The sequence below is a fragment of the Streptomyces adustus genome (genome assembly GCF_009377175.1).
Classification (GTDB): Bacteria; Actinomycetota; Actinomycetes; order Streptomycetales; family Streptomycetaceae; genus Streptomyces; species Streptomyces adustus.
Window position 1 is genome coordinate 1 of sequence record NZ_VJZD01000007.1, and the last position, 24,262, is coordinate 24,262.

Consider the following 24,262-nt stretch of genomic DNA (forward strand, 5'->3'; position numbering starts at 1 on the left):
GGAGCCACCCCGTACCTCCGCCTCGGGGGAACCCTACGAAAGTCGCATGTCACCGCCGACGACGAGCCGTTCGTCGCTCGTGGAAGCGACCGCTCGCCCTGCCGTGAGAAGGTCCCGTCGCTGTGAAATGGGGGCATGGATGCGACAGGCAACCCCACCACGGCGACTCCGCGGCTCGGTCGCTACGCGATCGACACGGACAGCTCGTCCATCACGTTCAGGAGCAGACACTTCTTCGGTCTGGCGCCCGTGCGCGGCACGTTCGCGATCCGGGGCGGCACGGTCGACGTGGCCGAGCCGCTGTCGCAGTCGCGGCTGTGCGTGGAGATCGACGCGGCGAGCTTCAGCACAGGCAACGACCAACGTGACGGCCACGTACGGTCGGTGAAGTTGCTGGACACAGAGGTACACCCGCTGATTACCTTTGTCTCCGAGCGGGTGGACGCATCGTCCGTCTCCGGCACGCTCACCGTGTGCGCAGTCGCCCGGCCTGTGAGTCTGGCGATCGTGCGCTCGCAGATCCACGCCGACTCGTTCACCGTCCGCGCCACCACCCGGGTCGACCGCACGGAGTTCGGTGTGACCGCGGCCCGCCTGATGGCCGGGCGTCATCTCGAACTGACGCTGGAGGTCACATGCGTTCTGGTCTGACGTCGTCGCCCGCGCAGGGGACGGCGGGTGACCGCCATGTCTAGCGCGGTCGTGGTCGAGGACCTGCGCAAGACCTACGGCACGGTGCGGGCCGTGGGCGGAGTGAGCTTCACCGTCGAGCACGGGGAGATCTTCGCGTTGCTGGGCCCCAACGGTGCCGGCAAGACCACCACCATGGAGATCCTTGAAGGGTTCCGCACCCGCGACGGCGGGCACGTCGACGTCCTCGGCCTCGACCCGGGCGACCGGTCCACGGCGCGCATCCTGCGCGAGCGGATCGGGCTGGTGCTTCAGGACATCGCGGTCGAGCCCTACCTCACCGTCCGCGAGACCATCGCCCGCAACGCGGGCTACTATCCGGCGCCGCGCGACGTCGATGAAGTGATCGGCCTGGTCGACCTCGCCGGGCAGGAGAAGAAGAAGGTCCGCACGCTCTCCGGCGGCCAGAAGCGGCGCCTGGACCTGGCGCTCGGGATGATCGGGAATCCGAGTCTGCTCTTCCTCGACGAGCCGACGACCGGATTCGATCCGAACGCGCGGCGCGGCGCCTGGCAGCTCGTGCGCAACCTGCGGGACGCGGGCACGACCATCCTGCTCACCACGCACTACATGGAGGAGGCGCAGGAGCTGGCCGACCGGGTGGCCGTGATCTCCGACGGGCAGATCGTCGCCGAGGGCACCCCCACGACCCTCGGGGGGCGCGACACCGCGCGGGCCCGGATCCGTTTCGCGCTGCCGCCCGGCAGTACGGTCGCCGACCTGCCGGTGGTCGCCGAGCAAGACGAGGACGGCCTGGTCACCGTGGACTCCGTGGAGCCGACCGGCACCCTGCACCAGCTCACCGACTGGGCATTGCGGCACGGCACCGTGCTCGCGGGGCTGACGGTCGACCGCCCGAGCCTGGAGGACGTCTACCTGACGCTGACCGCGCAGAACCGAAGCGCGCCCGAACGCACGCAGGAGAGGAGCGCACTGTGAGCAACGCCGTTCTCCGCGCCGAGGGTCGGCCGACCCGACTTCGCGGCCCCGCCCTGCTGTGGCATCAGATCCGCTACGAACAGCTGACGTTCTGGCGCAATCCGCAGAGCGCGTTCTTCACCTTCGTCTTCCCGGTCGTCGTCATCGCCGTCTTCGGCGGACTGTTCGGCGGCATCGGCGAGAGCGAGTTCTACTACGGTCGCTCCGCCCTCCAGTACTACGTGTCGACGATCGCCGCGGTGTCCGTCCTGGGCTCCTGCTACAGCCAGTTGGCGATCGTGCTCGCGGCACGGCGCCAGAACGGGATGCTGAAGCGGGTGCGGGCGACACCGCTGCCCGCGTCCGCGTACTTCGTGGGACTCCTGGCGCACTGCGTCGTCGTGAGCGTCGTCGACGTCCTGCTGATCACCATCGTCGGCCGGCTCTACGGCGTCTCGCTGCCCGCCGCCTCGCAGCTGCCCACGCTGGCCATCACGCTGGTGCTCGGCGCCGCCGCCTTCTGCGCCCTCGGGGTCGCGGTGGCGTCGCTGATCCGCAACGCGGAGGCCGCGCCGTCGGTCGTGCAGTTCGTCCTGTTCCCGCTGGTGTTCATCTCGGGCACCTACATGCCGATCCACTCAGGTCTGCTGAACGGCATCGCCGACGCGCTGCCGGTGAAACCGTTCAACGACGCCCTGCTCCGCGCGTTCACCACCGACCACACCGGCCTTCCCTGGCGGGACCTCGGGGTCCTGCTGCTGTGGGGAGCGGCCGGTGCGGTGGTGGCGGTGCGGCGGTTCCGCTGGGACCCGCGCGCGGAGTGACCGGTCTCCTTCGAGACACCCGCCGGTAGCTCCGGCCTCAGGACCAGCCGTCCCCTCCCGCAGAGCGCGGCGTTGCGCTTCCTCGCGGGCGACCTGCTGGGCGAGGACGTTGCGGTCGATGTGTGATGTGGCCGAGACGGCGTCCGGAGTCGAGGCGACGGGAACGGTGCACAGAGGGCGGCGCGAAAGCAGGCCATCGACGGCTAGCCCAGTCTCCAGCCGCCAGGGCCGGGTGTTGGCGTCAGACGCCACAAAGAGGCTGGCGCCCAGTCCGTGCGAGCGGGTGGCAAGGGGAGCGGCCGCCAGAACCCCCAAAAAAAGGGAGATCCATCCTCACGCTACGGCCTCTCCGCCCATGCCTCCGCCTATCCGAAGCCACGTCATGTCACCACCCGCCCGCAGAAGGGCCGTCAGCGCCGTCTTGGGCGTCCCCAAGGGCCCTCGCAGGGCTTCACGGGCCATGGCACAGCGAGGCCCTACAGGCGCAGCAGAGCGCGACGCGGCTTCCCTCTGTCGGGGTGGGCGCGGATGGGCGCGGCACCGGCCGCCGCACTCCGGGGCTCCGGCCTGGGGGAGACCGCCACTCCGTGGTCGGTCTCAGCCTCCGCGCTCCACAGTGTGTGGGGCGACGGCGGACGGGACGGGAGCTGGGTGAGTGGTGGGTCCTGTGGACACGACTGCGCCAGGCCGACGTCGAAAGCTGTGCCATATGTCCGACGCGCGCATCGAGAGCCCGGTGAGGCCCCGTTGGCGACAGTTGCCGGAACGTAGCAGAGTTCAGCTGACTTTTTTGCCGGAAGTTGCTACTCCCGGCAGGTGACCAAGTGCGCATATTGTTCAGGCGGTCTTCGCCGGGTGAATTTGATCCCGCCGATCGTGATCACGGTCCAGGACCACAGGACCGTGATGCCCGGCCGTAAAAATGACGCCATGTTTCGCTTTAGGGGGATCCTCCGCAATGCCTTCCCACCTGACCACAGACGACTGGGGGCTCATCGCGGCCGGTGTCACGGTCGTCTACATGGCCGCGATGTACCGGTGCATGCCGACGCAAAAGGCGAAGTGGCGCATGGTCATCGCCCCGCTGGCCGGTTGGGTCTTTCTGTTGCCCAACGCCGCGATAAAAGGCTATTCCGTCTCACATACCCTGTACGTCTACAGTGGCGTCCTAATGATGTTCGTCATCATGTTCGTACCGGTCGCGAAAAGGGTCGCATCCGATATCGGGGAACAGGAAGAGAAGCCCTGGAGCAAGGTCCCTGTCAACACTTTTGCCCTGTACTGGATGATTGGGGCGGCTACGGTTTGCATCGGGGGAGGGGCCTACCTCTGGCCGTTCGTTGCGTAGACGGGAACGTCTGACACCAGCGGCTGGCACAACAGCGACGAACCGCGTACTCAACGGGGACTTCATGGGGCTGGTGGATGCTGTGCACGCATGCGCCGACGCAGCCGTGGTGACCATCGTGTCGCGGGCCGGTGCGGGCAAGGACCTTGCCCCGGGGCTCAGTGCGGCCGCTGCGGGAAAACTGCGCCGGGACAGCAGCCTCTGCCGCTCGCCGCCGTCCGGGCCCTGGCGGTCTTACCTGGTCAGCGGTGAGGGCGGAGCGGTCGTCGAGGTGGACTGGACGGCGTAGCCGTCGACGAGGGAGAGGGCGGCCACGTAGCGGTGCGCGGTGTAGGCGGAGCGGCTCACCGTGTCGGTCGACAGGGGGTGCCAGGTGAGGTAGACGGTTCCCTCGACCGGGGATTTCTCCGGTCTGCCGTCTGTCTGGAGGTCGCCGGTCTCCGCACTGGGCGTGCACGGAAGCTCCGCCACCGCCACTTGCAGCCGGAGGCCGAGCCCTCCGTGCGGAACGGCGCGCTTCTGCGTGGCCGGGCCGTACGTCGTGGACAAGCAGATCGGCCGCGAACCCGGGGGTTCCGTGCTTCCCTGCTGCGACGCGGCCGGGGACGGGTCACCGCCGGCCTGGCTCAGCCAGGTCGCCATCCCAGTCAGCGTGTTCAGGGACGAACCCGAACCCACCCACTCCTGCTCGGCCAGCACCGCGTCGAGTTGGCGGAGGTGCGTGCGAATGTCCCCGTCGAACGCGAGGTAGAAGACGGTGCTGCGAACGCAGTTGATCGGTGCCCAGCTCGCCGGCCCGAGGAACGGGTTCCGGTCCTCCGTCCGACAGGAGTCCGCCACCGACGTGCCGAGCGGAACGGCCCAGGGCAGCGCCGACGTCAGATTCGTCATACGTGCGGAACTCGTCCGTGCCGCGGCCGCGCCGGCGGTCCGGGTGGCGGCGGAGTGCGCGAAGGCGCCGACATCGGGCGGCGTGCGGTCCAAGGCGCGGTGAAACCGCCACAGCAGGCAGACCACCAGCGCACACCCCACGCCGCCCGCGACCAGCACCGCGAGCAGCACCGTGGCCATGCATCCGCGTGCCGGTGCCCCCGCCCGACCGCGTCCCCCCGTCGGATAATCCATGTCTGCATGGTCGCGGGTCGACACCGGGTTCGGGACAACGGACCGGTCTCCTTACGGTCTCGCCAACCGGAACGGCCCGTACCTCCCGCCGAAGGCATCCAATGACGTGGCGGACCGACGGGTCCTCGTGAACGCAGGCCCGCGTTTGTCAGAGGCAGTCGGACTGAGGCAGTCGGACTGAGGCGGTCTGACTGTCCTCTCCCTGACGACCCGCAGCCTCCCATCCTCAAGTGACCGGCTCCACGGCCGACCTCTGCGGACCGAGTCGGCTCCCCCGTGCCGCAACTGCGCCACCACTGTGCCGAAATGGCGGGGGTTCAGCACAGTGAACGGGGCCGTCCACGAGACCTGGGTCAGTCGAAGAGGGCAACGACTCCATTCACCCAGATCGCGAGGAACGCAAGGGCCCCCACCAGGCAGCCCGCGCCCGCCAGCACACCGCTGACCGTCCACGGTCCGGGGGACGCCTCCTCGTACTTCTCCTCCAGGCCATCCCGGTAGGAGGCGGGGTCGTCCCAGTCGACGGGGTGCCCCAGCTCCTCGGCGCAGGCGGTCCGCACAGCGACCAGCTGCTTCTCCGCGAAGGAGGTGGCAGCCATCGCCTCGGTGCCGCGCCAGGCAAGGGCCTTCATCCGCCACCCGGCAGACTCGTACCGCGCCTCGAAGGCGGCGGCCTCGTCGGCGTTGCGGTCCTCCTCGAGGTACATCCAGCGTCCGGCCTCGGCGGCATCGCCGTAGAGCCGGTACACCTCGGCCAGACGCCGACGGAGCGTCAGGTCGTTCGGGAAGGATGAGACGAGACCGCGCAAACGCTGGCGCGCGACGGGGACCCGGCCGGCGGCCAGGTCTGCATCGACTCGGGCGAGCGTCTCTCTCAGGGGCATGAACACATGATCGGGTACCGCGTTGATCCATGTCGACTCGGTTTGTTGCCCAGCACTTCCCGCTGCAACGACATCGACCGAACCCCACTCCGAGACTGGGCACCCTCACCTGCGTGGACTGGCTACTCCTCGGGCTCCCAGGCGATCAGCTGCTCGAACACCTGCTGGTCGCCATCGGTCTTCAGGTCGCTCAGCGTGAGGCGGCCCCAGACGAAGAGGAGCAGTTGCTCGGCCGTGCCCGTGGCCGAAGCGGAGGCGGGCGCGGCGTCGTCCGTGAGGGGTGCGGGCCAGGCGCCGGTGCCGTCCAGCGTGAGGAGCCAGGAGCGGCCCTCGGTGGCGTGGTAGTGGATGGTGGCGGCTTCGTGCGGCCAGGGGACCGGGGTGGAGTTGCAGGTGTCGAGAAACTCGGCCACGCCGTCGATCGCGACGTCCGCCGGCATCGGCTGCACGGCGCCTGCGGCGAGCTGGGCGTCGTAGGTGTGCACCAGCACCTCGTGCACCCGGCGCCGGGCAACGCCCCAGGTATTCGCCGGCGACACGCCGGCGCTCCACCACGTCCAGCACTCGCGCTCCGGGCCGGCCTCGCGCAGTGCGCTCAGCAGCAGCTCGTTCGACTCGGCGTACCAGGCCAGCAGCGCCTCGAGCTCGCGCGGCACCTCCGCGGCATTTTTGGCCGGCGGAGCCTCGGCCGGGCCCGCGGCGACGATCGCGGCCCACCAGCGCTGGCCCGTACCCAGGTGCTGTACCAGATCGAACAACGTCCACTCGGGGCAGGACGGCACCGGCGCGTCAAGGCTGGGCGCGGCGGCAACCGCACTCCGGAACGCGGCCGACCGCTCGTCGATCAGTTGCAGCAGGGCGGAATACTCAAGACTCTCTGTCACACCGCTTCCTATCACCCCAGATCAGCCGACCGCACCCTGTTTTCCAGGCCGTCAGTTGCGGGACTGGCACGGGGCTGGGGTGTGGGACCGGCTGCACCAGATGCTGCTGACCGAGCTGCACCGTGCCGGGAAGCTGGACCGGTCCCGGGCGGTGATCGACGGCTCCCACCAGCAGGCCCGTCGGGGCGGCCAAAACAGGGTTCGGCGCACGGTCTCGGAGTAATGCCTTGCCGGGGAGGGGTCCGTCGTGCTGACACTGGTCCCATGGCCAGGGCTGTGAGGGAACCTCTACCGGGAGGCGGTGTCGTCCTGGCTGTGCCGGATGAGCTGTCGGGGCCGCCGCTGCTGCGCTTCGAGCGGGTCACGGACCGCGAGTGGATCCTGCGGCAGGGCGAACGGCCGCTGATCCAGGCCCGGTCGGAGGGCGACGGCTGCTGCCGCGACCTTCACCTGCGCCGCCTTCCCGGCCACCGCTCACCGCTGCCGCCTGTGACCGCCGCGGCGATGCGGACCGGGGCCGACTGGCCGCACAGATACGCGCTGTGGCTGGAGGAGACGGGGCTCGGCCCGCTGCACCTCGGGCGCTGGCTGCTGGCTCCGCGCTCCACGTTCGCTCCGGGTATCTGGGAATGCGACCTCGTCCAGGACTGGCCGGACGCAACCCTCGAACTGCTCTGCGGGGGCGGCTGGCACGGTGTCCTGCCGCTGCGTCCGCTGCCTGCACCGGACGCCTCGCGCGTGAAGGCGTACCGCAAGCACGCCCGGGAGGGCACCCTCGCCCCGGTCCTGCTGTGGTGGGTGTCCTTTCTGGACGGCTGGCTGCTCCTCGACGGTCATGACCGGGCTGCTGCCGCTCTGGCCGAGGGCATGCAACCGGCCTGCGTGGAGCTGGTCCGCGTACCGGACGACACCGACTGGCGGGCGACCGCCGAGACGATCACCGAGGCACACGAGGAACGAGTGGCGCGATTGGCCGAGCGCCCCACGAACCCACACACCGCACGTGAACGGCAGACGCTCGACCGGGGCTACGCCGACGTGATTTCCAACCTGGCGTACGACGCGAAAGCCACTCCCGTGTTCGAACGCCCCCGCGACTGACCACCTCGTGCCGTGCCTCTCAGCGGCGATGGGCCAGGACCGCTATGTCCGCGCCGAAACCGACCACCAGCCGCCCGTCGGGCGCCATCGTCAGTCCCCTGATACGGGAAGGAAAGGCGTACACACCGATTCGCTGACCTGTGCTTGCGTCCCACATCCATACGGTTCGGTCGCCGCCGGCGACGACGACAGGGCGACCGTCCAGCGTGCCGGTCGCCCCCGCACGCACTTCACTGGTGTGTCCCGTCAGCGGCGGTGCCAGCAGTTCGCCCGTGGCCAGGTCCCAAAGATGGACTCCTTCTGCTTTGAGGCTGGTGAGAATGACGCTGCGGCCTTCGAGTGTCTCCAGGGCGAGGGCGCCTCGTTGCCGCGGCTGCACTCCGATCCATCGGCTCGCGGTCAGGTCCCAGACGCGGCCTTCCCCGGTCACACCGACGAAGCGGCCGTCGACCGCCGCGAAGAACTCGATGGAGGGACTGGTGTACTCGCTGGTCGACCGTCCGTGCAGCTCTTCCCGGGTGGTCAGGTCCCATATCCGCACTGTCTTGTGCCAGTCGCCGCGGGTCAGGAGGGTGGGTCGTCCGTCCACCGTCCCCGCTGTCAGCAGGTCCACGGAATTGGTGTGGCCGGGCAGGGGCTCACCGCGCTGTCCCCTGCCGTCGAGGTCCCATATCCGTATTCTCGAGTCCGAGCCGCCGGTGACGACGACGCAACTGCCGTCCACGACGGCCGTGGTGACCCCTGTCACGTAGTCGGCATGACCGGTCAGCCGGCTGCTCGTCTCCCTTTCACCGTCGAGGTCCCAGACCCGGACTGATCTGTCGTCCCCACCGGTGACCGCGAGGTGACGCCCGTTCACCACTGCCATCGCGACTCCCCGCACAGCCGCCTCGTGGCCCGTCAGCGACGGCCGCAGCTGCCTGAGGGTGGGCAGCTCCCACACCTCGACCGGCCCGTGGGCGGATGCGGCGAGGACGGCGGGGCGGTCGTGGAGCACCGTCACGGCTGCCGTTTCCACGGACATGGCCGCAGCGGGCCGACCGACCTGCTCGCGCGTGGCCAGGTTCCAGACGTGCACCTCGTAGGCGTTGGCGCTGACGGCCATCGGGCACTCGGACGCCGGATCCGTCGCCAGAAAGTGTGCCGTGGCGTTGAGGTCCGGAGTGACGCAGTGCCGTGCGTCGCCGTCGCCGTCGCCGTCGCCTTCCAGCGTCCGGTCGTACGCCGGGTCCGCGAATACGGGGGGCTCGTCGGGACGGTCGTCCAGGGCGCCGAGCTCCCGTCCCGTGATCAGGTCCCACACTCGGAGGGTTTCCTCCCCCGTGATCAGGTCCGTCGCCGCAAGTTCTCTGGAGTGGCTGGTGACAGCGACGGGACGGCCGTCCAGCACCGTCGTCGCCAGAGTGGACGCAAAGCCGGTGTGCAGGGTCAACGGCTCACTGTGCTGGGAGAGGGTGGCCAGATCCCACACTCTCACCACGTCGTCGACGCAGGCGCCGACCACCACCGGCCGCCCCTCGACCACTCCCGCGGCCAGCAGTTTCACCCAGGAGTCATCGTCGGCGGAACACGTACCGAGCAGTTCTCCCCGCGCCAGGTCCCATACCCGAACGGTTTGGTCGGAGCCGCCGGTGACAGCGACGGGACGGCCGTCCAGCACGGCCGTCGCCAGCGTGCTTACGGCGCCGGTGCGAGCGGACACGGACTTGCCGTATCGGCTGCCCGTGGCCAGATCCCACGCGTGCAGCGTGCCGTCCTCGCAACCGGCGACAGCGAGTCCGCGGTCCTCCACGATCATGGTGGCCAACGCGCTCACCTTGGCCGGGACGGGCAGTGCGTACCGCAGCCGGGAGTCCAGGTCGCTGCCTGTCGCCCACTGCACGACCCAGGGGTCATCCATCTCCTGGCGCACCGCGACCCGGGCGATGTTTGTCGCCAGTTTCCGGTTCCCGTGCCGGGCGGCGTCCAGCGCCAGTACCTGCCGCCGCGTCCCCGCACCGGCGTCACGGTGCACATGCCCGGACGTCCGGTACACAGCGGCCGCCAGCATCTCCTCCTGCCCGCTGGCGCCGTCCAGGCCCGCGAGGATCAGCTCCGGGTCGCCGTGCACCAGCCATCCAGGATCGGTCAACCGGCCATCTGTCGCCGTAACTTCACGGTTCGGGCCGCTGCTCGGGAGTTCGCCGGACATGACCGGCATGGTAACCACGCCACCCTCGCCGACCGTCCGGGCACACACGCCGAAGGAATGTCCCGCAGCAACGTACGCACTTCCACTCGTCGATCGGATGACGAACCGAGGGAAGGCGTGCCGGACACCAAGCCGCCTGCTGATTGTCAGTGCCGCCTGCGAGACTCGTTCCATGATTGCGAAGCTGCCCTTGGACAGCCCTCGTTGGCGTGATTTTCGCGGCGTGAAGGTCGAGGAGATGCAGGTGCTCCTGGAGCAGCTGGCCTCCGCGGCTGCTACCGGGGGCGGCGAGGCGTGGCGGCGGACCTGGACGGACCTGTCCGGCCGGCTGATGGATGACGGAGTCGTCGCCGACGGGGCGTATGCGGCCCTGCCGTATCTCGTCGAGGCGGCAGCGGTCCTGCCTCCGGGACAGACCGTTGGCTTCTGGGTGGATCTCGGATTCATGGTGACCGCCGATTACCGGCCCTCCGTCCCGGCCGATCTCGAGGCGGGCTTCGGCGCCGCACTGCGGCTGGCCGAACGGGCGTGCGTCCGCAGCCTCCTCGCCGCGCCTGCTCCGGGGCCGGTCTGTGCCCAACTCGCGCTTTCCGGGCTGGCCTTGGCACGTCACCCCCTGGGCGAGGTGCTGTCGCAGTTCCCGGAACATCAGGAAGGCGGGCTGCTGTTGTCGTGCCCCGCATGCGAAAGCGACACCGAGTTCCCCGACTTCTTCGCGGACCCGATACGACCACCTCTCGATGCTCCTCTGCTGCCTGCTCCCTCCCCTGCGCGAGAGGAAGGACATCCCTGGGGCGAGGCCGCGGCGGTATTGCGGGAGGATGCGCTGGGGGACGGGCCGGAGCCCTACCTACGGGTGGCGCGCGATGTCGCGGTGAAGGGGGTGTCCCCCGAGACACCAGGTCAGGCCGTCCTGTGTCTGGTCGCCGGGTTGGTCGCGGTCAGGGGCACCCCGCAACGGGCCGCGGGGGAGCTGGCACGTCGGCTGATGTCGCTCACCGGGCACTTCCGCTGCTGGGACTGCGAGCGGACGTGGACGATCGCGGACGGCCTGGCGGAGAACCCGGACGGTGCGCTCTCTCCACCCACTCCGACTCGGGCGTGGACGGAATCCGACGCGTCGACCGCGGCAGCGGAATGCGCGGCGGGCGGAGGAACCAGCCGCACGGCGGTCCGGTTCCGGCAGGAGCAGAACGTGGTGGTCGCGGCCGACGGCACACCCTGGGGCCGTATAACGGCGTTCTCCGATTCCGTACCCGGTGCGGCCGGGGGCGTCGACGCTCTGGCGGTCGTGTTCCGCCCCGGTCGGCCGACCCTTGTGGCCGGCGCCGGGGACAAGGGCGTGGTGTGCGTGTGGGACGTGACCGACGGCCGACTCGTCCACGATCCGCTGCCAGGGCATCCGGACGCCGTACGCTCGATGACCACCCTGCTCCTGCCCGACGGCCGCGCCCTCGTGGCGAGCGGAGGCGACAGCGGCACGATCGCCGTGTGGAACCCCCTCACGGGCCGGCCGGTTCGTGAACCTGCCGGTGACTGGCCCGGTGGGGTGACCGCCATGTGCGCCGCTGTCGTCCCCGACGGCCGCACCCTGCTCGTCACCGCCACTCCCCGAGGATCCGTCCGGGTGTGGGAACCGGGAAGCGGTGAGTGCGTCGGCCACCTCAACCCCTACGGCAGTCCGATCCGGTCGCTCACCGCCGTCCCGATCTCCGCCGACCACACGCTGATCGTCGCCGCGGACACCGCGGGTCGCGTGCACGTGTGGGATTCAGCCGTCGACGACCCCTGGGACCGCGGCGCGGCCGTGCCGCTGAACGTACGTGCGCTCGCCGATGCCGACCACCGGGTGGCGGCCGTGGAGGCTGTCCCGACACCCGACCGAACGCTCCTGGCAACGGCGGACGGCCTCGGCGCGGTCATGCTGTGGGATCCGGCCACGGGTGCCCCGGTCGGCGATGGTCTGCCCAGTTCCACCGGCACCGTCGGCCCGCCGCTCCTCGCCGCGGCCACGGCACACGGCGGCCGCACCGTCCTGGTCACCGGCACCCGTCACGATCACCGGCTGCGGGTGTGGGAACCGCAGGCGGGCGACGTACGGCACATCATCTTGGACGTGTCGCTCACCTGTCTGGCCACGGCGGGTACGGAGCTGATCGTCGGACATGACCGCGGAGTCCTCCGCCTTCCGCTCATGAGGCAGTGAACGTGTTCGGCCGCGGCCGCGGCCTCGTGCGAGCCCGGTGCCATGGTCGGCTGCCGCGCCTGGTCGCTGGGCACGGCGTCAGCGAACGCCGCCGGAGGGCGCAAGGGTCCTCGGAACAGACGGTCCCGACAGGGAGGGGAATCGATGACTGATGCCGAGGTGACCGACAGAACGCTGTGGTGCGTGCCGGGCGGGGGCGTGCTCTACCGCACGCCCGCGATGGCCGACGGCGCCGTCCACGTCCTCGACGGGTTCTTCGATCTGGCGGCAATCGACGCGGACACCGGACAGCGGCGCTGGACGCTGCGCGCCGACGCCGGGATCGGGACATCGCCGGTGGCCGTCGACGGCGGCGTCTACTTCGCCGACACCGTCGGCTGTCTGACGGCGGTGGACGCCGCGACCGGCGAGGTGCGGTGGAAGTGGAGAGCGCGCCGGTCGAAGATGTCGAAACCGACGGTGGCCGACCACATCGTCTACTCCCTCGCGCACGACGGCAGCATGTGGGCGGTGGACGGACTCACCGGCCAACCGGTGTGGAACGTCAGGGTGGCGGACCATCCGACATCCAACGATCCATCGCCGGCCGTGTCCCAGGGGTCGCTGTACGCGGCCGTGGGAGGGCGCCTGCTGGCTCTGGACACCACCACCGGAAGCAGGCGTTGGGACGTACGCCCCTTCGGCGGCGTTCGGCAGACGCCGACGGTGGCCCGCGGCGTGGTGTACGTGGGCGGCGACGAAGGCCTGGTCGCGATGGACGCGGCGACGGGCCAGGAACGCTGGCGGCTGTCCCCGGGAGGGGCGGTGTGGGCGAGCCCCGCGGTGGACGAGGGCATCGCAGTCTTCGGTGTCGAGGGCTGGTGTCTGACCGCGGTGGACACGGGGACCGGCCAGGAGAGGTGGCGGGTGAAGACCCGCGGTGAGATCCACTCGTCACCGGTGGTCGTCGACGCCACCCTGTACATCCGCAACGGGAAGCATCTGTGGGCCGTGGACGCGGTCACCGGGGAGGAACGCTGGAAGCAGGAGACCGGAGCCGCTCAGGAGTCGTCGGCGGCGGTCGCGGACGGGACCGTGTACATCGGCAGCGAGGACGAGTCGCTCTGGGCGGTGGACGCGGTCACCGGTGAGGAACGCTGGCGCCTGCATACCGGCGGGGAGGTGCGTGCGACGCCCGTGGTGGCGGACGGAACCGTGTATGTCGGCAGCGAGGACGATTTCCTGTACGCGATTCACACCTGACGCCCCGCGTCCACGCCTGCCTCAGGCCGGGTAGCGCACGGTGAGGATCGCTTCGACGTCACCGGACACGGCGGCGTACACGTGCGGGATGTCGGCGGGCCAGTGAGCGTGTTCGCCCGGGCCTGCCTCGACGGGGGCCGAGGCCGCGCCGACGCGGGCCGTGCCGGACAGGACGATGAGGTGCTCCTGGGTGCCCGGGGGATGGGCATCGGATTCTTGGACGGCGCCGGTGCGGATGCGGATGCGGTAGATCTCGGTGACGGCGGCTGGGTCCTCGTACCGTTCGACGAGAACCGCGTCCACGGCGCGGCCTGACAGCGTTGCTCGCGCCGGGTCGGGCCCGAGTACGGCGGTGAGGGGGCTGTCCAACGCGGTCGTGAGCGCGTAGAGGGTCTCCAGTGTGGCGTTGCGGCGCCCGGCTTCCAGTTCGGAGAGTGTGCCCTTGCCGACACCGGACAGGCGCGCCAGCGCGGACAGCGAGAGGTTGCGTTCCAGTCGTAGTTCACGCAGCCGACTGCCCACCTGCTGTGCCAGCTCCATATCTCCCGCTCTCCACGAAGCCATTGACCGTCCCGGGCCGCATGCCTAGTGTTCCATAAACAGAACGTTCTGTTTACGGAACGAAATGGGAGGCCTCATGACCGTGTCGCGTCTGCAGCACATCCCGGGAATCGGAGTCGACATCGTGGGCGATGCCGCCGATGCAGCCCACGACCCCGACATGCTGCGGCTCGAGAATCTCGACACCGACCTGCGGCCGCCTCTCATCGCCCTCGACGTGACGCGGCGGGCGATCGATGACGACGCCGCGAACAGCTATCTCCCCTTCCACGGCCGACGCGGTCTGCGTGAGGCTGCCACTGCCCATGTCGGCCGGATCGCCGGCCGCGACTACGACCCGGCGGCAGGCTGCGCGATCGTCGCCGGGGGCCTCAACGGCGTCCTCAACGCACTGCTGGCCACCGTCGAGCCGGGGCAGGAGGTGGTGATCGGCGACCCGGTCTATGCCGGGCTCGTCAACAGAATCCGCCTCGCCGGCGGCGTCCCGAGACACGTGCCGTGCCGCCCGACGCCCACCGGCTGGCGCACCGACCCGGCCGAACTGGCCGCCGCGGTAGGGCCGAAGACGGCGGCAGTGCTGGTGATGTCCCCCGCGATGCCCACCGGCGATCTGCTCGGACACGCACACTGGGACGCCTTGGCCCCGGCGGTGGCCGAGCGCGACTGCTGGGTGATCTACGACGCGGCCATGGAGCGCATCCGGTTCGACGGACAGGCCCCGGAGCACCCCGCTGCCCATCCCCAACTGGCCGAGCACACCATCACGGTGGGCTCCGCGTCCAAGGAGCTGCGGCTCATCGGCTGGCGGGTCGGCTGGGTCGTCGGTCCGCCGCGCATCATGGCCGACGTCGCCCTGGTCGGCATGGCCAACGTGGTGACTCCCGTCGGCATCGCCCAGCAGGCGGTGGCTGCTGCCCTCGACGCTCCGGATGCGGACGCCGACGTGGCCGCGGCCACCGGCATCTGGCGGCAACGCTGCGACCTGATCCTGTCGGAACTGGCCGACTATCCGTGCGTACGGCCGCACGGCGGCTGGTCGCTACTCATCGACACCACCGCGCTGGGCCTGACTCCGGCGGAGGCGTCCGAACGGCTCTTCCGGCACGGGAAGGTGGCGGCGACCCCCATGGCCGGCTGGGGTCCACACGGCGACCACCACCTGCGGCTGGTCTTCGCCAACGAACCCGTCGAACGCCTCGACGGGCTACGGGACCGCTTCGTAGCCGCCTTCGGCTAGAAGGTCTTCGAAGGGCAGGGCGTCTACAGATGGTCGTACATCCTGAACGTGTAGGTCGCGTCGTAGGTCATCAGATTTCCGCTCGAAGCCGGCAGCCCGAGCCGTGCGTTGAGGGGCGCTGTGAGCGGCCCGCAGTGTTCGGCGGCGGGAGCGGCGAAGGTGTCGTCGTACGCCGAGAACTTGATCAGCGGCGGATCCTGTGAGACCCACTGCGACGGCCCCGACCGCTTCATCCGGAAGTCGACCGGCTGGTTCGTCCCGATGGTGCATCCCTGCGGCAGCAGCGGGCTCAGCAGCCGGAAGCGCAGGCTGAACTGCCCGGTGTAGAAGTCGGATCGGCCACCGTACTCCGGCTTGATCGCCAGTCGAAGCCGCCGCGGGTCCTTGCCGGCCGAGGTGCCGGTCAGTCCGCCCGGAACGGAGGTCGGTGCACTGTGCATCGCACCCCACACCTGCCCGTCGGTGCCGTCCGGCAGCGGCCCCTCGGCGTGCGTCATGGTGATCGGAGCGAGGGTCACGACGGCCTTGCCCATCGTCAACTGCGGTGACGCAGTGTGCACTTCACACCTCCAGCGAGCCGGATCGGCACCGGCGGGAAGGGGCGGGCAGTCACTGAAATCGGTAGCGGACCGGGCAGTGGCGGTACGAGGTTCGGCGTGCGCGGTACCCGGTGTGTACAGCCCCGCAAGGCCTGTCAGGGCAGCAGCGCCGACGAGAGCGACCGCCGCGCGGCGGGCGAGGGACGGGCGGGAGAGATCGGCAGTGGTGTTCGGCATGACCGACATCCTCCCGATCGTGCCGGACCGGCCGCCATCGGTGACCACCCTGTCTCAACCCTGAGTCGGCCCTGACGACTTGTCGGGGGGTCAGACCGGCGCGGCGTCGGCCGACGACGGTGTGGTGTACGGCCGCCCTTCCAGGGCCTCGGCGAGCTGTGCGAGCAGGTGATCCAACTCGTCGCCCGCGAACAGATGCCCCAAGTCCCGCCAGTCGGAACGCACTTCGCGTGCCATCGACTGCCAGCGCTGCATGCCCCGCGGGGTGAGGCGGGCCAGGACGCGGCGTCGGTCGGCCGGGTCGACGCGACGGTAGACCAGGTTCTGGTCGACGAGCTGGTCCATCAGTTTGGTGAGGCTCGGCGCCGGCAGGAAGGCGTGGTCGGCGAGGGCGGTCATGTTGTGGCCCTGCCCGTCGGAGAGCAGATCGAGCACCCGCCATGCCTCCACGGAGCAGTCGAACTCGTCCAGAAGCGACTGCACTCGACGCACGGCGAGACGTTCGGCCCGCGTGAGCAGGTAGAGCAGTTTCTCGGGCCGTCTCGCCATCGTGCTCCTCCACTCGTGCTCGCCGACCGGTGCCTGAGCCCACCGCCGATCACCAGTCCCTTGAAAAGGGGGAATCAGAATAACTGATCCTTTCCATGGGAAGCATTGATCGCCGTTGCTGTGATGCCCTCGACGAGTGTATTCGGCAGCGGGTTGTCCGTCTTTTGTCGACCGCGTTACTTTCACTGGAAACTGTTCATCAATTGCTCCGAAACGCGATGGAAACAGTTTCCCCGCAGGCTGTGGTCGCACTTCAGCGACCAGCCCGGACAACACCCCGGAACGGCTGGGGAAACCGTGCGCCGACACCGCCACTTCTGAAGCGCCTACCCCTTCATTCCCTCCCCAGAGTCTTTCCGCTCTCTTCGCATCGCCCTTCGGGGCAAGGAGGTTGTGCATGTCCGGGTTCAGCATCAGCAGGCGCGGTCTCCTGGCCGGTATCTCGGCCGCCGGCGCATCAGCAGCCCTCAGCGCGTGCGGCGCCAAAACAGGCGACACCACGTCCACCGGCTCCGGCGCCCAGGCCGACACGTCCGGCGACACCGTCAAGGTCGGCCTGCTGAACTCGCTCTCGGGCACCATGGCGATCAGTGAAGTCACCGTCCACAACGCGTTGTTGCTCGCGGTGAAGGAGATCAACGCCGCCGGTGGCGTGCTGGGCAAGAAGCTCGAGGCCGTCAGCCAGGACGGCGCCTCCGACTGGCCCACCTTCGCCGAGAAGGCGGAGACCCTCATCAAGGACGACAAGGTCGTGGCCACCTTCGGCTGCTGGACCTCGGCCAGCCGAAAGGCCGTCAAGCCGGTCTTCGAGCGGTACAAGTCGCTGCTGTTCTACCCGGTGCAGTACGAAGGCCTGGAGCAGTCGCCGTACATCTTCTACATCGGTGCCACCACCAACCAGCAGATCGTGCCCGCGCTGGACTACCTCAAGAAGCGGGGCCTGACCAAGCTCTACCTGGTCGGCAGCGACTACGTATTCCCGCGCACCGCCAACAAAATCATCAAGGCGTACGCGAAGGCCAACGGCATGGAGGTCGTCGGCGAGGACTACGCGCCCCTCGGTTCCACGGAGTTCGGCACCATCGTCAACAAGGTCAAGGGTGCAGGCGCGGACGCCGTGTTCAACACCCTCAACGGTGACTCCAACGTGGCCTTCTTCAAGGAGTACAAGTCCGCGGGCCTGACCGCGAAGGGCCTGCCGGTGCTGTCGGTCTCCATCGCCGAGGAGGAGGTCAAGAGCATCGGCACCCAGTACCTGGACGGCCAGCTCACGGCCTGGAACTACTACGAGACCACGCCGGGCGCGGCCAACACGAAGTTCGTGGCCGCGTATCAGGCGGCGTACGGCAAGGACAAGCCGACCTCCGACCCGATGGAGGCCGCCTACATCTCCGTCCACCTGTGGAAGGCGATGGTCGAGAAGGCCGGGTCCTTCGACGTGGCGAAGGTGAAGGCGGCCTCCGACGGCATCGAACTCGACGCTCCCGAGGGCAAAGTGACCGTGGACGGCGCCACCCAGCACGTCTACAAGACCGCCCGGATCGGCAAGGTCGGCTCCGACGGCCTGATCACCGAGGTGTGGAACTCCGGCAAGCCGGTCAAGCCGGACCCGTACCTCAGGGGCTACTCCTGGGCCTCCGGACTCTCCTGAGCCACGCCCCGCCCGGCACCAGGTCCGGCCCTCTCCGGAGGGCCGGACCATGCCCAAGGCACACGCGTACAGCCGCACTTCTGTCCCCGACCCGGAGCCGCCCCCATGACGGTCATCCTCAACCAGTCCCTCACCGGCATCAGCATCGGTGCCGTCCTGCTGCTCATCGCCCTCGGTCTGACCCTGACCTTCGGCCAGATGGGTGTGATCAACATGGCGCACGGCGAGTTCATCATGGCCGGCGCCTACACCACGTACGTGCTGCAGAAGTCCATCAGCAGCGCGGGCGTCTCGCTGCTCGTCGCCCTGCCGGTCGCCTTCCTGGTCGCCGGAGCCATGGGCGCCCTGCTGGAATGGCTGCTCATCCGCCGCCTCTACACACGCCCCCTGGACACGCTGCTCGTGACCTGGGGCGTCTCGCTGATGCTCCAGCAGCTCGCCCGTGACATCTTCGGCGCCCCCAACGTGCAGACCGCCGCGCCCGACATCCTCACTGGCAACATCGCGCTGGGCGGCGGCATCACCTTCGCCAACAACCGCCTGTTCATCCTCGGCCTGGCCCTGCTGAGCGTCCTCGCCCTCACCCTCATCCTGAAACTCACACCGCTGGGCCGCCGTATCCGGGCCGTCGTCCAGAACCGCGACCTGGCCGAGGTCTCCGGGATCGCCACCGGACAGGTCGACCGCATCACCTTCTTCATCGGCTCGGGCCTCGCGGGCGTCGCCGGCGTCGCCCTCACCCTGGTCGGCCCGATCGGCCCGACGACGGGCACCAACTACATCGTCGACGCCTTCCTGGTCGTCGTCGTGGGCGGCATCGGACAGCTCAAGGGCAGCGTCATCACCGCCTTCGCGCTGGGCATCCTGCAATCGGTCCTCGAATACTCGACCACGGTCAGCGTCGCCAAGGTCATCGTGCTCGTGGCGATCGTCGCCTTCCTGCAGTGGCGACCCCAGGGCCTGTACACACTGCGCACCCGGAGCCTGGCATGACGACAACGACCACCCCCGCCTCCGCCGCGGTGACGCCGCCGTCCCCGTCCGTGCCGGAGCGGCTCCGCGTCCCCGCCGGGTTCGTTCTCGGCGCCGTCCTCCTCCTCGGCGTCGCACCGGTCCTTCTCTCCGACTTCCGCCTCAACCTCCTCGCCAAGTACCTGTGTTACGCGATCGTCGCGGTCGGCGTCAGCCTCGCCTGGGGCCGCGGCGGGCTCATGGTGCTCGGCCAGGGCGTCTTCTTCGGGCTCGGCGGCTACGCCATGGCCATGCACCTCAAGCTCACCGACGCGGCCGCCACCGGTGAGACCCTGCCCGACTTCATGCAGCTGTACGGCACCGGCGACACCTTGCCCTGGTGGTGGAAGCCGTTCGCCGATCCGGCCTTCGCGCTCGCCATGACGGTGCTGCTGCCGATGGCGGTCGCCGCGCTGCTCGGCTTCTTCGTCTTCCGCCGCCGGGTGAAGGGCGCCTACTTCGCCATCCTCAGCCAGGCGCTGGCCGCCGCCCTGTCCATCTGGCTGATCGGCCAGCAGGCCACCACCGGCGGCACCAACGGCCTCACCGACATCCAGGGCTTCTTCGGCTACTCCCTCGACGACCCCGTCAACCAGCGGATGGTGTACTTCGTTATCGCCGCCGTCCTGCTGCTCCTGATGATCGGCGCCCGACAGCTGTTCGTCAGCCGGTTCGGTGAACTCCTCGTCGCTGCTCGGGACTCCGAGGAGCGGGTGCGCTTCCTCGGCTACGACCCGGCCAACGTCAAGCTCGTCGCGTACGTCCTCGCGGCCGGCGCGGCGGGCCTGGCGGGCGCCCTTTTCGTCCCCGCGGTCGGCATCATCTCCCCGGCGCTGATCGGGATCGTGCCCTCCATCGGCTTCGTCATCGGCGCGGCGGTCGGCGGCCGGGCCTCGCTGGTGGGCGCGGTGCTCGGCGCGATCGCGGTGGCCTGGACGCAGAGCACGCTGTCCGACGCCTTCCCCGCCGCGTGGACGTATCTCCAGGGCCTGCTGTTCGTGCTCGCGGTCGGCTTCCTGCCCGGCGGTCTGGCCTCCCTGGGCGTCGTCCTGCGCAGGCGCCGTACCGCTGGCGCAACTCGTACGACGGGAGAGACGGCATGAGCGGCGAAGGACTGACCGTGCGCGACCTGCGGGTGACCTTCGACGGCTTCACCGCCGTCGACGGCGTCGACCTCGACATCCACCCCGGCGACCTGCGCTTCCTCATCGGCCCCAACGGCGCGGGCAAGACCACCCTCGTCGACGCCGTCACCGGCCTGGTGAAGGCTGCGGGCTCGGTGCGCTTCGGCGACCAGGACCTGCTGGGCAGGCCGGTCCACAAGATCGCCCGCATGGGGATCGGGCGTACCTTCCAGACGGCCACGGTCTTCGAGGAACTGACCGTCCTGCAGAACCTCGACATCGCGGCGGGCGCCGGGCGGGGCCCGTGGACGATGCTCCGGCGGCGAAAAGACATCCCCGAGCCGGTCGCGAAGGCACTGGAGACCACCGGGCTGACCCACCTGCGCGACCGTCCCGCCGGCGTCCTCGCCCACGGGCAGAAGCAGTGGCTGGAGATCGGCATGCTGCTCGTCCAGGACGTGCGGCTGCTGCTGCTCGACGAACCGGTCGCCGGCATGAGCCACGACGAGCGCGAGGCCACCGGCGCGCTGCTCCAGCGGATCAGCACGGACCGCACGGTCGTCGTCATCGAGCACGACATGGACTTCATGCGCTCCTTCGCCCGCAGCGTCAGTGTCCTGCACGCCGGCAAGGTCCTCAGCGAGGGCACCGTCGCCGAGGTCCAGGCCGACGCCAAGGTCCAGGAGGTCTACCTCGGCCGCACCACGCAACCCGAGCCCGCTCCCGCCACTGCCGTGGCCGTCGCCGAGGAGGCGTGAGTCAGATGCTGGAGATCAGCTCCGTCCAGGCCGGCTACGACCGCACCACGGTCCTGCACGGCGTCACGGTCACCGTCCCGAAGGACGGTGTCGCCACCGTCCTCGGCCACAACGGCGCCGGCAAGAGCACGCTGCTGCGCGCCGCCATGGGCCTCATCAAGCCCAGGAGCGGCACCGTCCGGCTCGACGGCGAGGACATCACCCACCTCGCCCCGCACCAACGGGTCGCCCGCAAGATGGCGTACGTCCCCCAGGGCCAGCAGTCCTTCCCCCACCTCACCACCGCCGAGAACCTTCGACTCGTCGCAGACGGCCGCCCCGACGGCGGAGCGGCGACCGCCGAGACACTCGACCTCTTCCCGGCCTTGCGCGAGCTCTCCGGCCGCCGCGCCGGGCTGCTCTCCGGCGGCCAGCGCCAGCAACTCGCCATCGCCCGCGCGCTGATCACCCGCCCCAGGCTCCTGCTGCTCGACGAGCCGACGGAGGGAATCCAGCCGTCGGTCGTCGCCGAGATCGAGGAGACGATCCTCGCCCTGACCCGGCGCGGCGGCCTCTCCGTCCTCCTCGTCGAACAGCACGTCGGATTCGCCATGCGCGCCGCCCAGCAGTACTACGTGATGGAGGCCGGGCGGGTGACGTCCTCGGGCGAGGGCGGAACAGCAGCGGAACAGGCCGTACGAGCGGTGCTCAGCGTGTGAGATCCGGCTGTCGACGCATGCCCTCGACCGAGTGACGCGGAGGCCGGAAGAGGGTGCGTTCGGCTGCGCGGTGCGTAAGGCCGGCTTTTCGGCCGGTACGGCGTACGGAGCGCCGTACCGGCGCCGGGGGGTGCCCCTATGTCTTTGGCGCCGGCGGAGGGGTGCGCTGGGTGACCGTGGGTCTGCGGTGCATCAAGGATGGGTTCTGCGAGGTCCATGGCGACTGGTAGCTCGACTACGGACCGATGGATCACCTCCTGACCATGGTCTGGGTCTGCGGAGAGACGGTCCGGACTGGCTGCGTTGAGAAAAGGTTCCGTCGACGGTCGGCGACGCATTTGATCACGAGCCCTCATTGTCGCAGCGCTGTTATATTAGTGCTGTGACATCTTCAGATCCCACGGAGCTGCCCGACCCCTGGCACTCCCTGCACGAGCTGCTGGCAGCCATGGACGCCGAAATCGAGCAGGTCTACGTCGAGCGGGGCATCGAGGGGGTGCGGCCTCGATTCGCCTATCCGCTGATCCGGCTCGCCCACACCGGGCCACTGACCATTCGTGAGCTTGCGAAGTCCCTGGACCGCTCGCATTCCGCGATCAGCCAGACCGTGGCCGCCATGCGCAAGGAGGATCTCGTCACCTCCGAGCCGGGGCCTGACGCCCGCACCCGGCGAATCGACCTGACCGAGCGTGGCCGATCGCTGGTGCCGTTCCTGGAGGCGGAGTGGCGCGCTACCCACGCGACGGTCGCCGAGCTGGACAGCGAACTCCCGTACGCGATGACCGCCCTTGTGGAGGAGGTGCGGCGCGCACTGCAACACCGGTCGATGCGGCAGCGGATCCTCCACCACCTTGTCGAGCCACCGCGATGAGGGGGCGTGTCCGTGTCCGGTTCCTCGACGTCCGCCCGCTGCGTAGCAGTCGGTCGTTTCGTCACCTGTGGCTCGGTACCTCCGCCTCTCAACTCGGCGGACAGATAGCCAATGTGGCGGTGCTGGCCCAGGTCTGGGACCTGACCGGCAGCCCGGTGGGCACAGGTGCCATCGGGCTCGCCACCGGCCTGCCGATGGTGCTGTTCGGGCTGCTCGGCGGCACGTTGGCCGACACCTTCGATCGCCGCGCGGTGGTGCGGGCCACCACCGCGGGCCAACTGCTGGCCGCCGCAGGGCTGGGTGCCCAGGCCCTGGCGGGCAACCGAAACGTGCTGCTGCTCGCCCTGGTCGCCATGGGCACGAGCTGCGGCGCTCTCGGCGCTCCTGCCCGGCGTACCTTCCCCGTCCGGCTGTTGCCGGGCGAGCAGGTCGCGGCCGGTCTCGCGCTGACCAACGTCTCCTTCCAGGCGGCGATGCTGGCCGGTCCCGCGATGGCCGGGCTGATCATCGCTCGCTGGGACGTCCCTGCCGCATACGCGACCCAGGCCGTGGCCGTGGCAGTCTCGATGCTCACAGTGATCCGCCTGCCATCCATGCGGCCCGAAGGCGCCGACGCGGTCGGCGGCAGGCACCGGCCAGAGCGCGGCGGTTGGCGGATCGTCCTGCGACGCCCGACGCTGTGGGGCTCTATGGCCACCGACCTGTCCGCAACGCTGCTCGCCATGCCCGTCGCGCTCTTCCCGCTGGTCAACGAGATCCGCTTCGGAGGAAACCCGCAGACCCTTGGCCTGTTCCTCTCGGCCGTCGCGGTCGGGGGGATCACGGCCGGCATGCTCTCCGGCACGGTGACGCGCTGGCGCCGTGGCGGCCTGGTTCAGCTGTCCGCAGCCGGGATCTGGGGCCTGGCGCTGGCCTGTTTCGGTCTGGCGGGGCCGTTGTGGCTGGCGCTCGGCTGCCTGGCCGTGGCGGGCGCTGCCGACACCGTGTCTGTCGTCACCCGCAGCGCTCTGGTCCAATTGGAGACCCCGGACGCGTATCGGGGGCGGGTTTCCTCGGTGGAACACGTCATCGGTGTCGCGGGTCTCGAGCTCGGCAACTTTCGTGGCGGCCTCTTGGCGTCGGCCACCTCCGCCTCCTTCTCCCTGGTCTTCGGCGGACTGTCCGCCATCCTGGTGATCGCTGCCGTGTCCGTGACCAACGCGCCCCTTCGCGCCTACCGCACGCCGCCTGGTGCCGCGAAGCCGACTGCCCCCGAAGTCGCCGACGCGGCGGTGACCGCGGGTTGATGGCTGTCCCCGAAGAGCTGTTCGCCGCAATCCCCAAGAACGGGGTGGCTGTGACCGGACTCAAGGAGGCGTTGCTCGCCGACCACGCTCCCGCACAGGCGGAAGTCATGGGCCGACTCATGGACGCGTTCATGGAAAAGGGCTGGGGGCGGGTTCTACGCGGACCGCAACGGCCGCAAGACGGGTCTGACGCCCATGGTGGGACTGACGGCGGAGTGTGTCGACGCCGGTCGGCACCTGCCCCGCGCGGCGCCGTGCGTAGTGGTGGTCGACTCCCTCGCCCGAGGACATGGCCGCTCTTCCGCACGGCGGGAATGCGAGCGCCGG

At 69.7% G+C, this 24,262-nt stretch carries 22 protein-coding genes and 1 pseudogene; 15 read left to right on the plus strand and 8 right to left on the minus strand.

Annotated elements, in window-relative coordinates; genetic code table 11:
- Positions 1–135: 135 nt before the first annotated feature.
- The 4 genes from FNH09_RS03110 to FNH09_RS03125 all read left to right on the plus strand — a co-directional run bounded on the left by FNH09_RS03110 (position 136) and on the right by FNH09_RS03125 (position 3,780).
- Positions 136–651 (plus strand): YceI family protein, encoded by a 516-nt coding sequence (locus tag FNH09_RS03110; protein ID WP_152884878.1) that lies wholly within the window; start codon positions 136–138, stop codon positions 649–651.
- Positions 652–687: 36 nt separating this feature from the next.
- On the plus strand, positions 688–1,629 hold the full coding sequence (locus tag FNH09_RS03115) for an ABC transporter ATP-binding protein (RefSeq protein WP_152885018.1): 942 nt from the start codon (positions 688–690) through the stop codon (positions 1,627–1,629).
- Positions 1,626–2,432 (plus strand): ABC transporter permease, encoded by an 807-nt coding sequence (locus FNH09_RS03120; RefSeq protein WP_162468044.1) that lies wholly within the window; start codon positions 1,626–1,628, stop codon positions 2,430–2,432. Before FNH09_RS03115 ends, FNH09_RS03120 begins: the two co-directional genes overlap by 4 nt.
- Positions 2,433–3,390: 958 nt before the next feature.
- Complete coding sequence (locus FNH09_RS03125; protein WP_238426429.1) at positions 3,391–3,780, plus strand: hypothetical protein; 390 nt, start codon at positions 3,391–3,393, stop codon at positions 3,778–3,780.
- 234 nt (positions 3,781–4,014) lie between these two features.
- Here the strand turns inward: FNH09_RS03125 and FNH09_RS03130 are convergent, their stop codons facing one another.
- From FNH09_RS03130 to FNH09_RS03140, 4 genes and pseudogenes are all read right to left on the minus strand, one after another.
- Positions 4,015–4,851: a hypothetical protein gene (locus FNH09_RS03130; protein ID WP_152884880.1), complete on the minus strand. Its 837-nt coding sequence runs from the start codon at positions 4,849–4,851 to the stop codon at positions 4,015–4,017.
- A 261-nt stretch (positions 4,852–5,112) separates the two neighbouring features.
- Positions 5,113–5,262 (minus strand): annotated as a pseudogene (locus FNH09_RS48160) (IS5/IS1182 family transposase); the annotation flags it as partial.
- A complete protein-coding gene (locus tag FNH09_RS03135; RefSeq protein WP_152884882.1) occupies positions 5,259–5,789 on the minus strand; it encodes a DUF6584 family protein in 531 nt (176 codons plus the stop codon). The gene FNH09_RS03135 and the pseudogene FNH09_RS48160, both read right to left, overlap by 4 nt.
- Before the next feature lie 122 nt (positions 5,790–5,911).
- On the minus strand, positions 5,912–6,673 hold the full coding sequence (locus tag FNH09_RS03140) for a maleylpyruvate isomerase family mycothiol-dependent enzyme (RefSeq protein WP_162468045.1): 762 nt from the start codon (positions 6,671–6,673) through the stop codon (positions 5,912–5,914).
- Between the two features lie 315 nt (positions 6,674–6,988).
- Here FNH09_RS03140 and FNH09_RS03145 point away from each other — a divergent pair, with 315 nt between their 5' ends.
- The gene (locus FNH09_RS03145; RefSeq protein WP_338017450.1) at positions 6,989–7,774 is read left to right on the plus strand and encodes a hypothetical protein; all 786 of its coding nucleotides are present in this window, start codon (positions 6,989–6,991) and stop codon (positions 7,772–7,774) included.
- A gap of 19 nt (positions 7,775–7,793) precedes the next feature.
- On the opposite strand, the gene FNH09_RS03150 is transcribed toward FNH09_RS03145, so the two are convergent.
- Complete coding sequence (locus tag FNH09_RS03150; RefSeq protein WP_152884886.1) at positions 7,794–9,965, minus strand: WD40 repeat domain-containing protein; 2,172 nt, start codon at positions 9,963–9,965, stop codon at positions 7,794–7,796.
- A gap of 223 nt (positions 9,966–10,188) precedes the next feature.
- Between FNH09_RS03150 and FNH09_RS03155 the strand changes: the two genes are divergently transcribed.
- On the plus strand, positions 10,189–12,171 hold the full coding sequence (locus tag FNH09_RS03155) for a WD40 repeat domain-containing protein (protein WP_162468046.1): 1,983 nt from the start codon (positions 10,189–10,191) through the stop codon (positions 12,169–12,171).
- A 144-nt stretch (positions 12,172–12,315) separates the two neighbouring features.
- Entirely contained in the window at positions 12,316–13,413 is a 1,098-nt protein-coding gene (locus FNH09_RS03160) for an outer membrane protein assembly factor BamB family protein (RefSeq protein WP_162468047.1), read from the plus strand.
- Positions 13,414–13,434: 21 nt separating this feature from the next.
- Here the strand turns inward: FNH09_RS03160 and FNH09_RS03165 are convergent, their stop codons facing one another.
- Positions 13,435–13,953, minus strand: coding sequence for a helix-turn-helix domain-containing protein (locus FNH09_RS03165; RefSeq protein WP_152884890.1), 519 nt, complete (start codon positions 13,951–13,953; stop codon positions 13,435–13,437).
- 97 nt (positions 13,954–14,050) lie between these two features.
- Here FNH09_RS03165 and FNH09_RS03170 point away from each other — a divergent pair, with 97 nt between their 5' ends.
- Positions 14,051–15,211: a pyridoxal phosphate-dependent aminotransferase gene (locus tag FNH09_RS03170; protein WP_152884892.1), complete on the plus strand. Its 1,161-nt coding sequence runs from the start codon at positions 14,051–14,053 to the stop codon at positions 15,209–15,211.
- Between the two features lie 23 nt (positions 15,212–15,234).
- On the opposite strand, the gene FNH09_RS03175 is transcribed toward FNH09_RS03170, so the two are convergent.
- Together FNH09_RS03175 and FNH09_RS03180 are read right to left on the minus strand one after the other, a co-directional pair.
- Positions 15,235–15,771: a hypothetical protein gene (locus tag FNH09_RS03175; protein ID WP_338017451.1), complete on the minus strand. Its 537-nt coding sequence runs from the start codon at positions 15,769–15,771 to the stop codon at positions 15,235–15,237.
- A gap of 306 nt (positions 15,772–16,077) precedes the next feature.
- On the minus strand, positions 16,078–16,536 hold the full coding sequence (locus tag FNH09_RS03180; RefSeq protein WP_152884896.1) for a MarR family winged helix-turn-helix transcriptional regulator: 459 nt from the start codon (positions 16,534–16,536) through the stop codon (positions 16,078–16,080).
- Positions 16,537–16,933: 397 nt separating this feature from the next.
- Between FNH09_RS03180 and urtA the strand changes: the two genes are divergently transcribed.
- From urtA to FNH09_RS03215, 7 genes are all read left to right on the plus strand, one after another.
- The gene (gene urtA, locus FNH09_RS03185; RefSeq protein ID WP_152884898.1) at positions 16,934–18,187 is read left to right on the plus strand and encodes an urea ABC transporter substrate-binding protein; all 1,254 of its coding nucleotides are present in this window, start codon (positions 16,934–16,936) and stop codon (positions 18,185–18,187) included.
- 105 nt (positions 18,188–18,292) lie between these two features.
- Positions 18,293–19,180 carry an urea ABC transporter permease subunit UrtB gene (urtB, locus tag FNH09_RS03190; RefSeq protein ID WP_152884901.1) on the plus strand — a complete coding sequence of 296 codons (888 nt, stop codon included), beginning with the start codon at positions 18,293–18,295 and terminating at the stop codon, positions 19,178–19,180.
- On the plus strand, positions 19,177–20,301 hold the full coding sequence (gene urtC / locus FNH09_RS03195; RefSeq protein ID WP_152884903.1) for an urea ABC transporter permease subunit UrtC: 1,125 nt from the start codon (positions 19,177–19,179) through the stop codon (positions 20,299–20,301). The genes urtB and urtC overlap by 4 nt, the downstream gene beginning before the upstream one ends.
- On the plus strand, positions 20,298–21,080 hold the full coding sequence (urtD, locus tag FNH09_RS03200; protein ID WP_152884905.1) for an urea ABC transporter ATP-binding protein UrtD: 783 nt from the start codon (positions 20,298–20,300) through the stop codon (positions 21,078–21,080). Before urtC ends, urtD begins: the two co-directional genes overlap by 4 nt.
- 5 nt (positions 21,081–21,085) lie before the next feature.
- Positions 21,086–21,778, plus strand: a complete 693-nt coding sequence (gene urtE, locus FNH09_RS03205; RefSeq protein WP_152885030.1) for an urea ABC transporter ATP-binding subunit UrtE — start codon at positions 21,086–21,088, stop codon at positions 21,776–21,778.
- A 382-nt stretch (positions 21,779–22,160) separates the two neighbouring features.
- Positions 22,161–22,649, plus strand: a complete 489-nt coding sequence (locus tag FNH09_RS03210) for a MarR family transcriptional regulator (RefSeq protein WP_162468048.1) — start codon at positions 22,161–22,163, stop codon at positions 22,647–22,649.
- Positions 22,646–23,935, plus strand: a complete 1,290-nt coding sequence (locus tag FNH09_RS03215) for an MFS transporter (protein WP_152884909.1) — start codon at positions 22,646–22,648, stop codon at positions 23,933–23,935. Before FNH09_RS03210 ends, FNH09_RS03215 begins: the two co-directional genes overlap by 4 nt.
- Positions 23,936–24,262: the final 327 nt, after the last annotated feature.